The following is a 14,688-nucleotide window of genomic DNA, read 5'->3' as shown; positions in this document are numbered from 1 at the left end:
GGATGCGGAAAACAACTGTAAGTAGCGGTCATACAACTGACAGTAGCGGTGTTTTTGCCTGCCGCGTAATGAATTGAAATATTTTTGTGGTGTCAGAAAATCATAACAAAAATTACGAATCATGGACACAAAACTGATCGGCAACAAAATTGCTGAGGCCCGGAAAAGAATAAAAATCTCTCAGGCGGAACTGGCCCAGCGTTTATTTATCAGTCCGCAGGCGGTTGGGAAATGGGAGCGGGGAGAATCCATTCCTGATATATTTACATTTAACCGGCTGGCGGAAATCCTGGGCGTAGACCTCAACTATTTTTCAGATACCTTTTCGTCCGGGGCCACTGCAACGGCAGAAGCGCCTTCCGCTGCAAGGCAGCCGGCAACACCGCTCACGGGTAAGGAGGACGATAAACCGGGCTGGGACATGTCTGGCGGAAACTGGGTGGACGCAGACTTCTCCGGCCTGAAAAATCTGCATGAGAAATTCGCATACGCCAATATGCGGAACTGTAAGTTCATAGGAGCTGAGATGTCCGGCCTGCTCCTGAAAAGTAATATGATTGACGGCTGCGACTTCTCCAGGTCAGACATGAACGGCAGTCAGATACAGCATGCCCATTTAACGGGCAACAGGTTTACAGACTGTTCCCTGCAAGCAGCAGCATTTTCCGACACCCATATCAAAGGCTGTAATTTCTCAGGGGCGGATTTAACCGGAGCCATCTTCCGGTCCTGTGCCCTGCAGAAAAGTGTGATGGAAGAGGCAGTGCTCAACCGCACGGCATTTAATAATACCAGCTTTGCCGACCTGATTTTTCAGGGCAGACTGGAAGACTGCAGTTTTGATAACTGCGGGTTTTCCAGGGTAACCTTCCGGAATACAATACTGGTAAATACTTTCTTTAAAGGCAGAAGCCTGAAGCAGATCACATTTATCGACTGTCAGACCGACCGCATGACCTATGAATTCCTGAAGAATGGTAAAGCTAACCTGAATGGTATCACCTTACTAACAACTTAAACCCAATAATTATATGTCCAGATATGAAAACGCTATCCTGGTAAAAGGATTAACGAAATCCTACAAACATGTGCCGGTACTGTTGGGAGTAGATTTCCAGGTGAAGACAGGCAGTATCTTCGCCTTACTGGGAACTAACGGCTCCGGTAAAACAACAATTGTAAAAATTCTCACGACGTTGCTGAAGCAGGACAGTGGAAGTGTGATGATAAACGGATTTGATGTGGCCATGAACCCGGAACAGGTGCGGCAATCGATTAGCCTGACGGGACAGTTTGTGGCCGTGGATGAGATACTGACAGGGCGGGAGAACCTGGTAATGATGGCAAAGTTGCGGCATCTCAGGGCGCCGCACCAGGTTGCCGAAGACCTGCTGAAACGTTTGGGCCTGACAGCTGCAGCGGACCGCAGAGCGGCCACCTATTCAGGAGGTATGCGCAGAAGGCTGGATATCGCGATGAGCCTTGTCGGCGGCGCACCGGTTATTTTCCTGGATGAGCCTACCACCGGCCTTGACCCTGAAGCGCGTATTGAGGTATGGAATATTGTCAGGGAACTTTCCGGTAATGGTACCACCGTATTGCTGACTACCCAGTACCTCGAAGAAGCAGAACAGCTGGCGGATACCATTGCCATTCTGCACAAAGGGAAGATTATTGTGAGCGGTACGCTGGAAGAGCTGAAAATGCTATTCCCGCCTGCCAAAGTGGAATATATTGAAAAACAGCCCACACTGGAGGAGATATTTCTCGCCATCGTAGGTGAAAAAACTGAAATTTAATATGGAAGCAATAAAGAACTACTTTCTCGTTGATATGAGCGTTATGATGGGACGTTCCCTCCGCCATATCTTTCGCAGTATGGATACCATTATCACCGTTACCATCATGCCCATTGCCATGATGCTGCTGTTCGTCTATGTATTGGGTGGGGCTATTCAGACCGGTACCGATAATTATGTGAATTACCTGTTGCCTGGTATTATGCTGATTGCCATTGCTAACAGTATCGGTTATACGTCTTTCCGCCTTTTCACTGATGTACAGCGGGGAATATTTGAGCGGTTCAACTCCATGCCTGTTGCCCGTTCAGCTGCGCTGTGGGGCCATGTGCTGACCTCGCTGGTATCCAATGCGATTTCGCTGACAGTGATTGTGCTGGTAGCGCTCCTGATGGGATTCCGTTCCTCCGCCGGTGTATTTTCGTGGCTGGCGGTAGCGGGCATACTGGCATTGTTTACGTTGGCGCTGACCTGGGTAGCTGCTATTTCAGGATTGTCTGCCAAAACAATTGATGGCGCCAGTGCTATTGCCTACCCGATTCACTTTCTGCCCTTGATCAGTTCCGCCTTTGTGCCTACGAGCACTATGCCCAGGGGAGTACGTGCCTTCGCGGAAAATCAGCCGGTAACCTCCATTGTGGATGCTATCCGTTCACTGCTCTCCAATCAGCCGGTAGGTTCGGAGATATGGGTGGCGCTGGCCTGGTGCGTGGGGATTATGATATGGGCGTACATCTTTGCGATGATAGTATACAGGAAGCGGGCATAACAAGGAAGAAGAATCACCGTGCAGCTGTCTTCTTTTTAAGAGACAGCTGCGCGGTGATCAGACATAACTGCTATCTTACGATCCTTCTTCTTTCCCAGAGGTTGGCCAGTGGTAAGTCCATCATACAGGCAAGGTAGAATCTGAATGCATTGTATTGTTCATCCGTGTCCTTGAAATTTCTCAGCATGGGCGTATATTGTACGCCCAGCATCCCCACCAGCGGAGTGCCGGGAATGCTGAGTCCCAGGCTGAGTCCGGGGCTGATTACCTGTGACCACTTTACCTGTTGCGGCAAAATAGAATCCGGGGACGGGCCCATTCTGTAGGAGACCACGGCGCCAATATCAATAATGCTGGCTGTGATGGTAGCCGTAAGTGCCCTTCTTCTGTAAACCCGTTTACCATAGCTTTTTACTTTACCGGGATTCAGTATTTCGTCACTGGTCAATGTATCTTTTTCAAGCATTTTCTTTCCGAATGTTTTACTGAAGGAGAGCCCGACTGGTACGCTTAATCCATACACCCAGCCGTTATCGCACCGCCTGCCGGCCAATAGTTCGTAACCGCTGTAAATGCCCGCAAACGCGTTTATATCAAAGGAATACCAGTTGCCTCGTTTGCGTTTGTAGGACCCCGGAGGCAGGGCATAGGACTCTACCACTTTTGATAACTGATGATCAGTTTGTGCCAGGGCGGCATCATTCAGAAAGGCGGCCAGGCGGCGTATGAGCTGAATAGCTTCGCGGTCGTTGGTGAAAATCAAGGCTGCCATCTGGCTGCTCTTCCTGAAGGAGATGGTAGTGTCGCTGCCATTGATATTTACCTTTGCCCCGAAATGGTGCGCTAATGCTGTATCTTTCCTTAATGCTGTACTGTCTTTTGGGCTGGCAGCCTTACCGGAAACCCTGAGGGTGTTAAGGTGAGCACAGTATTGACCGATTTCTCCGTCTATACGGGTCACTATTTTGCCGTTTGTCTTCTCAGCCAGTGTGTGTAGTGTAGCTTTGCTGATGTTGTAGGAATTGGTGTTATTACCATAAAAAAGAGAATCCAGTAAGGTTATCGTATTTTGTACTGCACCGGAAAAGTTTTTCATGTTAATCAGGTTGTAGATTTCGTAAACCTCACCGGTAACCTTTAATGCCCGCTGTGCGGAGACTACTTTCCGCGACATAACCGTTGTGTCAGCAAACAGGGTGAATAGCTGGTTTAATGTACTGTACACATTGTATACGCTGTATCTCCAGTCTTTCTCTTCTGCATTGTCCAGCTTTTCCTGTTTCTTCTGAAAGTCGAGCCGGGTCTTGTCAATCTGGCTGATGATGGCTTCTGTTTTGCCGAAGAAAGTCCGCAGTTTATTGGTGGCCTGCAAAGAATTGATATCAATGGCATCTCCGTTAAATGATAAAATCTCCCGGAATACATTGCCATATTTCATATCAGCTAAACTGATCATTACACTAAATTGATCCTTGTTCATCAGCCGGTAGTCTTCATATTTTAACATCCGTTGATTAGTTGCAGAATCGATGATGAAAAATTCTGTGTTAACAGCATAGAGTAATGTTACCAGGTCATGAAAATGCAGTTGGTTGCCCACTTTCTGATAGTCCTGGAGATAAAGCTCCTTTACCATATCCCTGAAGGAATATCGTTTGTTTAACAGGTCAGCAATAGCGCAGGTGCCGGAAATAAAAGACTTATATTCAGATGCTTTTGGGAAATGCTCTTTAAACCAGTCGCTGTTGAATACATTAGAAGGCATTGTTACGAAATCTTTGGACAGGGCATATTGCCACTGTGCGCCCATATTCGGTATCTCATATACCTCTCTGCCGTTCAATAATGCGATGGTATTCGGGAAGAAGGTACGGATCAGGTTATACCGTTTGGCATTTTTAGTTATGGTTTCAAAGAACCAGATAACTCCTTCCTGCTTTACTCTTCGTGCCATGTAAATTGCTAGTGCATTAATCATTTCAGATTCGCTGGGTAGTTTGAAGGAGGAATTGGAAATGGTACTTTCGTACATGATTCTTTGCATTTCTATCTGCATATTATTATTACTTTCCTTTTCAACCCCAGGATTAATACCACCAGTATAAATTTGATTGCCAGATTGATTTATAATAGTACCCAGATAAGGGTTTAATGCTTGCTGGTTATCTTTGATGAATTGAGCGATGGTATCCCTTAATGTATCTTTTTGTGTTTTCCGAATGGCTAGATATGAATTCAGATTATTTAACCGGTCACGCAAATATGTCTCAAGTAATGAGTCAGGATATAATGCCTTATATGGCAGGTAACCTGTTTGCAATAAGCGTTCTTTTTCGCTTGATAGATTCCGCTGTATGCTATCTGACCGTATTAAATTACTATACTTTAAAAGCACATCGAGTCTATTTGCATAAGTTATGCTGTCTACTATCTCACTTCGTGTGCTGATTATTTTTTTCATGACCGGAGAGAAGGAGTCATATCTTGTTTGGGTATCTCTGATGGTACTATCCAGTTTTTTATACGAGTGTTGAAGTTCTTTAGCCTTGTTTCTTAATTCCGGGCTGATTGAAGGAAAGTTGTCAATAAGCACGTTGCTTAAGGCAAATGAATCTGGAGAGGCACTATTAAACAACAACTGGCTAACAATTTCTTTTAGTTTAGGATAGTATCTTAACTTGTTAGTAAGGATTGTAATTTTTTCAGTTATACTACTTTCATCCTGCGCGTCAGCATACCAGAAGAGTGCAGCCAGTATTTTCCCCATTCTGACGTCATTTAGTCTGCCGGATGAAGTATTTTGTGCGCAGATTACCTTTGAAATTTCATAGGCATTCCGAAGCGGAAGGGAGTCAGTTTGTGCATACATGGCGCTGAACGCCAATAACAGTGTACAGAGAAAGTAAATCTTTTTCATGTGATGGATTATGGTTATTATAGGAATACGACAATCAAAAAGCCCTGCACGCAGATACCGGTAATCTGGTGAAAGTGGCTGTGGTGTGCCAATGGCAAAACTTTATCATGACAAACAACAACAGCGATGCTGTGCGTTAACGTGTACAGTAATTAAAAAGGGAATTGTTTTTTGAGATATTAATTTTCAAAATGGTTTTTTGGGGTTCAATAACTGTTTGGTGTATACAGGCAATATAGGAATATTTCGTAACAATGCAAATTATTATGGCGGGCACCTTTACGGATTCCGGTAGGAGTCCAGTCGTATTTCCCTTAACGGATTTCCTCCGTCAATATAGAGTTTGCCTTCCGGCGTCAGCGCAGCGGCAATCTTTGTGAGCGCCTCCTTTTCTATTTCCGGATGCCTGCCGTCCAGTGCGCCGACGCGCACAGCAAAGGCGATGTCAAAAGGTTTTTCTCCTTTTTGAAGTACAAAGTGCTCTATGGCTGCCTGCCGGAAACCTACATGCCCGGCTGCTATTTCTTCCTGTGAGCCTTTTTCTGCCTGCGCAATCGCTTTTGCCGAGCGGTCTATTGCCAGTATATACCCGCTACCGATGAGGGTAGAGATGTAACGGGCTGCCACACCAGGACCACAGCCTATTTCCAGCACGCGTATACCTTTGTGAAGCGGCAGCGCTGCTGCAATTTCTTTCAGCCGTTGCGAGAGCTTAGGTTCCATAAGCCTTGTTTTAGGTAAGAAATGGTGATGTCAGGAAAATATTTATCCATTTAATTTACAGAAAACAGCAGGCCGGTACAAGTGAAGTTGATGAATGGCGCTTAATAGCATGTTTGCCGGATATATGCGGCTGTACCTGCTTTCAGGTCAAACCAGCGCTTCCCGGTTATACCTGTTCCGGTATTCGAGCGGAGAGATACCTGTAATTTTTCTGAATACTTCCCGGAATGCTTTTACATCGGAGTACCCTACTTCATACATCACTTCATTGACTGTTTTCCGGGTGGTTTCAAATGTTTTTTTGGCTGATTCCACCTTTACCCGTTGCAGGTATTCGGCGGGCGTATTGCCGGTGGCCCTGATAAACCGCCTGTCAAAGTTCCGCCTGCCGGTGGCAAACAGCGATGCCAGCTGTTCTACAGATATTTTTTCCTGCAGGTTATCTTCAATATAGGTCTGCGCTTTCCGGACTACTTCATCGCCATGTGTTTTCTGGCCGGTAAAAATAGTAAAGGTGGACTGCGTCTGCCGGTCTATTTCTACCTGAAACAATTTCGAACAGTAGATGGCTGTCTGCCGGTCATAATATTTCTCTACCAGATAGATCGCGAGGTTCAGAAATGAATAACCACCGCCATTCGTATAAATACCGTTTTCGTCGGTAATCAGTTTCTCGGTTTGCAGGTGCACCTGAGGAAAGAGGTGCCTGAAGCTATCAGCGGCATACCAGTGCGTAGAGCAGTTCCTGCCGTTCAGCAGGCCGGTGGCTGCCAGCATAAAAGCGCCGGTGCACATGCTGGCTACTTCTGCGCCGTTTTTATATTGCTGCACAATCCAGTCGGCCAGCAACTGGTTTCCCTTCGTGATTTTGCTGCAATCACGTTCCAGTGAAGGAATAATGATAAGATTCGTTTTGCTGATGCTGCTGATGTCTGACTGAGGTTTCAGCGTCAGCAACCCGTGATGAAAGTCCGCCTCAGGGGTAACCCCTGCCAGTTCGATGGTAAACAACCTCTTTTTTCCCTGCTCTTCCCGGTAGGTATTGGCTCTCGTGAAAATCTCGTAGGCGCCTATGATGCAGGATACGCTGTTCAGGTCGCTCTGCCCGTCAGGAACGATGATGGTAAGATGTTTCATCGGCTGTTGTTTTTACAAAGATAACTAATTGTATTGTCCAGATCAGCCCACCAGAATGTCTATTTTATACCCTGCTTTTCTGACAGAAGGATAATAATTTTGACTGTTGAAATACTACTTCATCAAAAAATAAAAGCCATGAAAAATCAGGATTTCACAACCACTGTTCTGGTTGATCAGACACCACTGGAGGTCTTTAATGCGATCAATAATGTTCGCGGATGGTGGTCAGAAAATATTGAAGGCAGCACGGATACACTCAATGGCCAGTTTGTGTACAACTACAAGGATATCCATCTCAGTAAAATACAGGTAACAGCGCTGGTACCAGCGGAGAAGGTCGAATGGCTTATCACAGACAACTACCTTAAATTCACCAGGGATAAAAGTGAATGGATTGGCACCCGCGTGATCTTCAATATCAGCCGGGAAAATGACAGAACGGCTGTCCGCTTCACGCATGAGGGCCTGGTACCGCAGTATGAATGTTATGAGGTCTGTAACGAAGCCTGGAGCCACTACATACAGGATAGTCTTTACCACCTGATTACTGCAGGAAAAGGAAAACCGTCTCCTAAAGATTATGGAAAAAGTTTTGATACCGCCCTCGTGGAAAAATGGAAGCTGGATAATTGATGAATCGCTTTCCTGTACGGCTTATCCGCTGAAAACACAACAGCGGATAAGCCGGTTGTTTTATAATATCCGTATCACAGATTTATGATTTTAAAGGAAATTTAATTTCCGGATATACCTACTTAATAGTTTTGATATTACTTTTGATCCCAAATGATGAGACTATTAATCGGATATCTTCTGTCATTTTGCTTTCTTTTACTCTGGGGTTATGCACATGCGGATGAAATCCGTATGGACCGGACCGCAGGATGGAACAACGGAAACAGTGTTGAGCAGGCATGTAACGCCCTGCAGGATATTGATTTTGTTGTCAGCGATCTGCCATCGCCCGGAAGAGGAAGTATAAGTGATAAGATCAAAGCAACGGAAATCGAAGAGGAGTGTGAATCGGAATCTTTCAGAAAACTGATGGAGACCGGTATCTGCCACATTACCTCATTTTATGCCCACCAGCCCGGATGTTGTATTCCCAGCTTCAGCAGCAACATCACACCATTCTTCGCCACTATTTTTTCAGCGGCAGCGGATAAGTTTATCGTGCACCGCGTAATCAGGATCTGATCCCTGTACTTATTGCCCGGCAATATCTGATTGCCCGCGTTTTTCCTGTATTCATTTACATGGCATCTATACGTGTGTCTGCATAGCCTGCTGCTATGCAATCGGGAAGTCATGTGCCTGTTACAAAAAAATATTCAAACCGACCTGAATCAAGCATCATATATTATGAAAAGAATCATCATGCTCATGGGCCTGTATGCCTTGTTGTGCCATACAAGCTGTAAATCGTCGAAAGGAGAAGAAACAGAAGCTTCTACCCGGTTCCTGGTTACCAGTCCTGTAAAGATGGATACCGTTGTTACCAAAGAATATGTATGTCAGATACGTTCCATACGTAACATCGAAATGCGGGCCCAGGAAAAGGGATACCTGCAGGGAATCGCTGTGGATGAGGGTCAGGCCGTAAAATCAGGTCAGCTCCTCTTTAAGATTATGCCTAAACTGTATGAGGCGGAAATGGCCAAAGCGGAAGCTGAAACCAGGGCTGCAGAAATTGAAGTGCAGAATACCCAGGCGCTGGCCGACAAAAACGTAGTCTCCAAAAATGAGCTGGCACTCGCTAACGCCAAACTGCAAAAGGCCCGTGCGGAACTGTCGCTGGCAAAGGTACATCTGGCTTTTACAGACATAAGAGCGCCGTTCGATGGTATCATTGACCGGCTGCATCTGAAGCTGGGAAGCCTTGTCGGAGAAGGGGACCTGCTGACAACCCTGTCAGACAACAGCCGTATGTGGGTGTACTTCAACGTTTCCGAGCCAGAATACCTGGACTACCAGGCCAGCATGAAATCAAAGGGAGAGCTGCAGGTAAACCTGCTCATGGCTAATAAGCAGGTGTTTAAATATCCCGGCGTAGTGGAAACCATCGAAGGAGAGTTCAATAATGAAACCGGTAACATCGCCTTCAGGGCTACCTTTCCCAATCCGGACAAATTACTGCGCCACGGGGAAACCGGCAGCATACTCATGAACATGCCGCTGAAAGATGCGCTGATTATTCCGCAGAAAGCTACCATGGAAATCATGGACAAGAAATATGTTTTTGTCGTAACGAAAGATAATGTGGTGAAGCTAAAGCCTGTCACCATCAGCGCTGAAATGCCCGACCTGTACGTGGTGAAGGAAGGGCTGACGGCATCCGATAAAATATTGCTGGAAGGTTTACGCAAGGTGAAGGACAATGATAAAATCTCCTTTGATTATGAGGAGCCGAAGCAGGTAATCTCCCATTTACAGTTGCCAACGGAATAAAGTAAACATCCAAAAAGAGAGAGACATGTTCAATATATTCATGAAAAGGCCGGTCTTTGCGATAGTGATATCCCTTGTCATTATCTTCATGGGCATCCTGGCCATCAATACACTGCCTACCTCGCAGTTCCCGTCCATCGCTCCGCCCAGGGTGATTGTGAGTGTGGCATATCCAGGCGCCAGCGCCGATGTACTGGTTAAATCCGTACTGATTCCGCTGGAAAAATCAGTGAACGGCGTACCGGGAATGAAGTATATGACTTCCGATGCCACCAGCGCCGGTGAAGCTAATATCCAGGTGGTATTTGACCTGGGCACCGATCCTAACCAGGCGGTAGTAAACGTGAAGAACCGTATCGAGCAGGTGACGAACCGCCTGCCGGAACTGGTGCAGCGTGAAGGGATCGTGGTAAACATCCTGCAGCCCAACATGCTGATGTATGTTAACGTGTACAGTAAAGATCCGAAGGCGGATGAAAATTTCCTGTACAACTTTTCCAATGTTAACATCTTACGCGAACTCAGCAGGGTAAAGGGGATCGGTAATGCGCAGATACTCGGCAGCCGCCAGTACGCCATGCGTATCTGGCTGAAGCCGGACAGGATGCGTGCTTACAATGTATCTACGGATGAAGTGATGGCTGCGCTGGGCAGTCAGAGTGTGATTGGTTCCCCCGGCCGGCTTGGCCGCAGTGACGGCAAGCGCTCGGAAGCGCTGGAGTATGTATTAACCTACCAGGGCAGGTATAATCAGCCGGAACAATATAAGGATGTCATCATCCGCGCTAATCCCAGCGGAGAACTGCTGCGCCTGAAAGACATTGCAGATGTGGAACTGGGCAGTGAATTCTATGATATCTATTCCAATCTCAATAATCATCCCTCTGCTGCTATTGTGCTGAAGCAGACCTACGGCAGTAATGCCAGTGAAGTGATCCGGGAGGTGAAGGCAAAGCTGGAAGAACTGAAAGGCTCCTTCCCGCCGGGAATGGACTATGAAATCAGCTATGATGTATCCAGCTTCCTGGACGCTTCTATCGAAAAGGTGATCCACACGCTGGGCGAAGCCTTCCTGCTGGTAGCTATCGTGGTATTCCTGTTCCTGGGCGACTGGCGCTCTACGCTGATTCCGACGCTGGCGGTGCCTGTATCGCTGGTAGGCGCCTTCTTCTTTATGCAGGTCTTCGGGCTGACCATCAACCTCATCACACTGTTTGCGCTGGTACTGGCTATCGGTATCGTGGTGGATAATGCGATTGTAGTGATTGAAGCGGTGCATGCCAAAATGGAAGAGGAGCACCTTTCGCCATATGCAGCTACGAAAAAGGTATTACATGAGATCAGCGGGGCCATTGTGGCCATCACCTTTGTGATGGCGGCAGTATTCATCCCGGTGGCCTTCATGTCCGGCCCGGTAGGTATTTTTTACCGTCAGTTTTCCATTACCATGGCTACCTCCATTGTGCTGTCCGGTATTGTGGCACTGACGCTGACGCCGGTATTGTGCGCGATCCTGCTGAAAAACAATCACGGGCAGCCGAAAAGGAAAACGCCTGTAGATCATTTGCTGGCGGCCTTTAACAGAGGGTTTGAGAAACTAACGGGCAGGTATACACGACTGATGGAGAAGATCGTGAACCGCCGGATTATTACTTTCGCTATCCTGCTGGCATTCGGCTTCGGCATATTCGGGGTAGGAAAATCACTGCCCTCCGGATTTATCCCCAGCGAAGACCAAGGCATGATCTACGCAATTATCCAGACGCCTCCCGGCTCCACGCTGGAACGTACCAACGACCTGGCCCGCAAGGTACAGGAGATCGCTGAACATGTGGAAGGCATTCAGTCTGTTTCTGCCCTGGCAGGTTACGAGGTGCTGACAGAAGGCCGTGGCTCCAATGCGGGCACCTGTCTGATTAACCTCAAAGGCTGGTCCCAGCGTAAGCATTCCGTGAACCAGATCATTGCAGAGCTGGAAGAAAAATGCCACGATATTCCCGGCGCTACCATCGAATTTTTCGGACCACCAGCTGTTCCCGGATACGGCGCTGCCGGCGGTTTCTCGCTGCGCCTGCTCGATAAAACCAATGGCGATGACTACAAGGAAATGGAAAAGGTAAATGACGAGTTCATGGCAGCGCTGAAGAAACGGAAGGAGCTGACAGGCCTGTTCACCTTCTACAGCGCCAACTATCCGCAATATGAACTGCAGATAGATAATCAGGCGGCCATGCAGAAAGGCGTTTCTATCGGTAAGGCTATGGACAACCTCTCCATCCTGATAGGGAGTACCTATGAGCTGGGCTTCATCCGCTTCGGTAACTTCTTTAAGGTATATGTACAGGCAGCACCGGAATACCGCCGTCTGCCCGATGACCTGATGCAGCTGTACGTGAAGAATAACCGCGATGAGATGGTGCCGTATTCGGCATTCATGAGCATTAAAAAAACACACGGACTGAACGAGATCACACGCTATAATATGTACAACTCGTCTGCTATCCGTGGGGAACCCGCCGCAGGATACAGCAGCGGTGAAGCCATCAAGGTCATTGAAGAAGTAGCTGCCAGCACCTTGCCGCACGGCTATGGTATAGACTGGGAAGGGCTTTCAAAGGATGAAGCAGGCAGGGGAAATGAAGCCCTCTACATCTTCCTGATAGTATTATTCTTTGTATACCTGATCCTGGCGGCACAGTATGAAAGTTTCGTACTGCCGTTGGCGGTAGTGCTTTCCCTCCCGGCGGGCGTTTTCGGCTCTTTTCTCCTGATTAAGGTAATGGGGCTGTCTAATGACATCTACGCACAGGTGGGACTGATTATGCTGGTAGGTTTGCTGGGTAAGAATGCGGTACTGATCGTAGAGTTTGCCGCGCAGCGCCATCGCGCCGGCGTGTCTGTATACCAGGCGGCCATTGAAGGAGCCAGAACACGTTTCCGTCCGATATTAATGACTTCCCTGGCCTTTATCGCGGGGCTTATTCCCCTGGTATTCGCCACCGGTCCGGGCGCTATCGGCAACCGTACCATTGGAGCAGCTTCCCTGGGAGGTATGCTGATAGGCACCATCTTCGGGGTTATCCTCATTCCGGGACTATACTACATCTTCGGCAGCATTGCAGCGAAACGCAAACTCATTAAAGATGAAGATGAAAAACCGCTGACAGAAAGGAAAATCATCATTATGGAAGAAGACAATTTTAACCCAGGAAACTGATTATGATGTTAAGCAGAAAATACAGATATATTGGTCTTGCCTGTCTTTCCCTCACCTATGCGGCCTGTAAAACACCCGCGCTGAAGGGGAAGATAGCCGACAGGACTGTTCCTGCCGGCTTCAGTGACTCGCAGGATACCATCAGCACCGCACAGGTAAAGTGGAAAGAGTTTTTTACAGATCCGTACCTGACAGCGCTCATCGATACGGCATTGAAGAATAACCAGGAGCTGAATATCACCCTGGAGGAGATAGAGATCGCCCGGAATGAAGTGAGAGCCAGGAAAGGGGAATATCTCCCTTCCGTTGGCATCGGGGCGGGTGCGGGCCTGGACAAGGTAGCGCGGTATACTAATACCGGCGCTATGGAAGCCAATACGGAAATCAAGCCCGGAAAGGAAATGCCGGATCCGCTGGCAGACTACCGGTTAGGGCTGTACGCCAACTGGGAAGCAGATATCTGGGGCAAGCTGCACAACGCTAAAAAAGCGGCAGTAGCCCGTTACCTGTCTACCGTAGAAGGACGGAACTTTGTCATCACCAGCCTGGTCGCTGAAATAGCCAATTCCTACTACGAGCTGCTGGCATTGGACAACCAGCTGGAGATCGTAAAAAAGAATATGGCCATCCAGCAGAATGCGCTGGAAATTGTTAAGCTGGAGAAGGAATCTACCAGGGTAACGGAGCTGGCTGTACGAAAATTTGAGGCGGAGGTACTGAAAACCAGAAGCCTGCAGTATGATATACAGCAGCAGATTACGGAAACGGAAAACCGTATCAACTTCCTGCTGGCGCGCTATCCGCAGCCTGTTTCCAGAAACGGACAGCGTTTTGCGGAACTGGTGCCGGCAGCGGTACACGCTGGCATCCCATCGCAGCTGCTGGCCAATCGCCCGGATATACGGCAGGCAGAACTGATGCTGACAGCCGCCCAGCTGGATGTTAAGGTAGCCAGGGCACAGTTTTATCCTTCAGTAGGTATTTCTGCCTCTGTCGGTTACCGGGCTTTTAACCCTGCGTATCTGCTGAGAACTCCGGAATCAATATTCTATTCGCTGGCCGGAGATCTGGTGGCGCCGCTGGTAAACCGGAACGCCATCAAGGCTGCCTACTACAGCGCCAACGCCAAACAGCTGCAGGCGGTCTATAATTATGAACGCACCATCCTCAACGCTTACATGGAAGTAGCTAACCAGCTGGCAAAAATTAACAACCTGGAGCAAAGCTACGACCTGAAATCTAAGCAGGTAGAGGCGCTTACGCAGTCTATCGATATTTCCAACGACCTGTTCAAATCCGCCCGCGCTGATTACATGGAAGTGCTGATGACACAGCGCGATGCCCTGGAATCTAAATTTGAACTGATAGAAACAAAAAAACAGCAACTGAATGCTGTCGTGAATATTTACCAGGCCCTTGGTGGAGGCTGGGTGAATACGGATAGGTAATTGCGAATTACGAATTGCGAATTACGAATGTAGAAGCGAAGATTAAAGCGAATATTGAAGAGGATAGCTATTAAGCATCTCTTTTAATTTTCGCTTTAATCTTCGCTTCTACATTCGTAATTCGCAATTCGTAATTCTATAGTGTCCGGTTAAAATAACCCAAAGGATAAATAAAAGGAGGCCGATGTGGCCTCCTTTTTTAGTAAGTTTAAGTTACCACACTAAAA

The 14,688-nt window shown here is 47.6% G+C and carries 11 protein-coding genes; 8 read left to right on the top strand and 3 right to left on the bottom strand.

The window, feature by feature from the left end; all coding sequences use genetic code 11:
- Nucleotides 1-121 precede the first annotated feature (121 nt).
- From GWG06_RS25455 to GWG06_RS25445, 3 genes are read left to right on the top strand one after another with little or no spacing between them, the layout of a single operon-like run.
- Complete coding sequence (locus tag GWG06_RS25455; RefSeq protein ID WP_202183115.1) at nucleotides 122-1,018, top strand: pentapeptide repeat-containing protein; 897 nt, start codon at nucleotides 122-124, stop codon at nucleotides 1,016-1,018.
- 13 nt (nucleotides 1,019-1,031) lie between these two features.
- On the top strand, nucleotides 1,032-1,799 hold the full coding sequence (locus tag GWG06_RS25450; RefSeq protein WP_127043176.1) for an ABC transporter ATP-binding protein: 768 nt from the start codon (nucleotides 1,032-1,034) through the stop codon (nucleotides 1,797-1,799).
- Between the two features lies 1 nt (nucleotide 1,800).
- Nucleotides 1,801-2,568 carry an ABC transporter permease gene (locus tag GWG06_RS25445; RefSeq protein WP_160717012.1) on the top strand — a complete coding sequence of 256 codons (768 nt, stop codon included), beginning with the start codon at nucleotides 1,801-1,803 and terminating at the stop codon, nucleotides 2,566-2,568.
- Nucleotides 2,569-2,638: 70 nt separating this feature from the next.
- Here the strand turns inward: GWG06_RS25445 and GWG06_RS25440 are convergent, their stop codons facing one another.
- From GWG06_RS25440 to GWG06_RS25430, 3 genes are all read right to left on the bottom strand, one after another.
- A complete protein-coding gene (locus GWG06_RS25440; RefSeq protein WP_160717010.1) occupies nucleotides 2,639-4,522 on the bottom strand; it encodes a hypothetical protein in 1,884 nt (627 codons plus the stop codon).
- A 1,242-nt stretch (nucleotides 4,523-5,764) separates the two neighbouring features.
- Entirely contained in the window at nucleotides 5,765-6,208 is a 444-nt protein-coding gene (locus tag GWG06_RS25435) for a class I SAM-dependent methyltransferase (RefSeq protein WP_160717008.1), read from the bottom strand.
- 147 nt (nucleotides 6,209-6,355) lie between these two features.
- Nucleotides 6,356-7,345 carry a GlxA family transcriptional regulator gene (locus GWG06_RS25430; RefSeq protein WP_160717006.1) on the bottom strand — a complete coding sequence of 330 codons (990 nt, stop codon included), beginning with the start codon at nucleotides 7,343-7,345 and terminating at the stop codon, nucleotides 6,356-6,358.
- A 138-nt stretch (nucleotides 7,346-7,483) separates the two neighbouring features.
- On the opposite strand from GWG06_RS25430, the gene GWG06_RS25425 reads away from it, so the two are divergent.
- From GWG06_RS25425 to GWG06_RS25405, 5 genes are all read left to right on the top strand, one after another.
- On the top strand, nucleotides 7,484-7,981 hold the full coding sequence (locus tag GWG06_RS25425; protein ID WP_160717004.1) for an SRPBCC family protein: 498 nt from the start codon (nucleotides 7,484-7,486) through the stop codon (nucleotides 7,979-7,981).
- Between the two features lie 234 nt (nucleotides 7,982-8,215).
- Nucleotides 8,216-8,545 (top strand): hypothetical protein, encoded by a 330-nt coding sequence (locus GWG06_RS25420; RefSeq protein WP_160717002.1) that lies wholly within the window; start codon nucleotides 8,216-8,218, stop codon nucleotides 8,543-8,545.
- Between the two features lie 165 nt (nucleotides 8,546-8,710).
- Nucleotides 8,711-9,796, top strand: a complete 1,086-nt coding sequence (locus GWG06_RS25415; protein ID WP_160717000.1) for an efflux RND transporter periplasmic adaptor subunit — start codon at nucleotides 8,711-8,713, stop codon at nucleotides 9,794-9,796.
- A 25-nt stretch (nucleotides 9,797-9,821) separates the two neighbouring features.
- The gene (locus tag GWG06_RS25410) at nucleotides 9,822-13,013 is read left to right on the top strand and encodes an efflux RND transporter permease subunit (protein WP_160716998.1); all 3,192 of its coding nucleotides are present in this window, start codon (nucleotides 9,822-9,824) and stop codon (nucleotides 13,011-13,013) included.
- 2 nt (nucleotides 13,014-13,015) lie between these two features.
- Nucleotides 13,016-14,461, top strand: coding sequence for a TolC family protein (locus GWG06_RS25405; protein WP_160716996.1), 1,446 nt, complete (start codon nucleotides 13,016-13,018; stop codon nucleotides 14,459-14,461).
- Nucleotides 14,462-14,688 lie beyond the last annotated feature (227 nt).

The sequence above is a fragment of the Chitinophaga solisilvae genome, assembly GCF_009928525.1.
Taxonomy (GTDB): Bacteria; Bacteroidota; Bacteroidia; order Chitinophagales; family Chitinophagaceae; genus Chitinophaga; species Chitinophaga solisilvae.
This window is presented reverse-complemented; position numbering and strand designations above follow the sequence as displayed.

Coding starts and splice junctions, on each gene's coding strand:
- GWG06_RS25450 (WP_127043176.1), top strand. CDS start 1,032: ATGTCCAGATATGAAAACGCTATCCTGGTAAAAGGATTAACGAAATCC.
- GWG06_RS25420 (WP_160717002.1), top strand. CDS start 8,216: ATGGACCGGACCGCAGGATGGAACAACGGAAACAGTGTTGAGCAGGCA.
- GWG06_RS25415 (WP_160717000.1), top strand. CDS start 8,711: ATGAAAAGAATCATCATGCTCATGGGCCTGTATGCCTTGTTGTGCCAT.
- GWG06_RS25455 (WP_202183115.1), top strand. CDS start 122: ATGGACACAAAACTGATCGGCAACAAAATTGCTGAGGCCCGGAAAAGA.
- GWG06_RS25425 (WP_160717004.1), top strand. CDS start 7,484: ATGAAAAATCAGGATTTCACAACCACTGTTCTGGTTGATCAGACACCA.
- GWG06_RS25445 (WP_160717012.1), top strand. CDS start 1,801: ATGGAAGCAATAAAGAACTACTTTCTCGTTGATATGAGCGTTATGATG.
- GWG06_RS25405 (WP_160716996.1), top strand. CDS start 13,016: ATGATGTTAAGCAGAAAATACAGATATATTGGTCTTGCCTGTCTTTCC.
- GWG06_RS25440 (WP_160717010.1), bottom strand. CDS start 4,522: ATGGCACGAAGAGTAAAGCAGGAAGGAGTTATCTGGTTCTTTGAAACC.
- GWG06_RS25435 (WP_160717008.1), bottom strand. CDS start 6,208: ATGGAACCTAAGCTCTCGCAACGGCTGAAAGAAATTGCAGCAGCGCTG.
- GWG06_RS25410 (WP_160716998.1), top strand. CDS start 9,822: ATGTTCAATATATTCATGAAAAGGCCGGTCTTTGCGATAGTGATATCC.
- GWG06_RS25430 (WP_160717006.1), bottom strand. CDS start 7,345: ATGAAACATCTTACCATCATCGTTCCTGACGGGCAGAGCGACCTGAAC.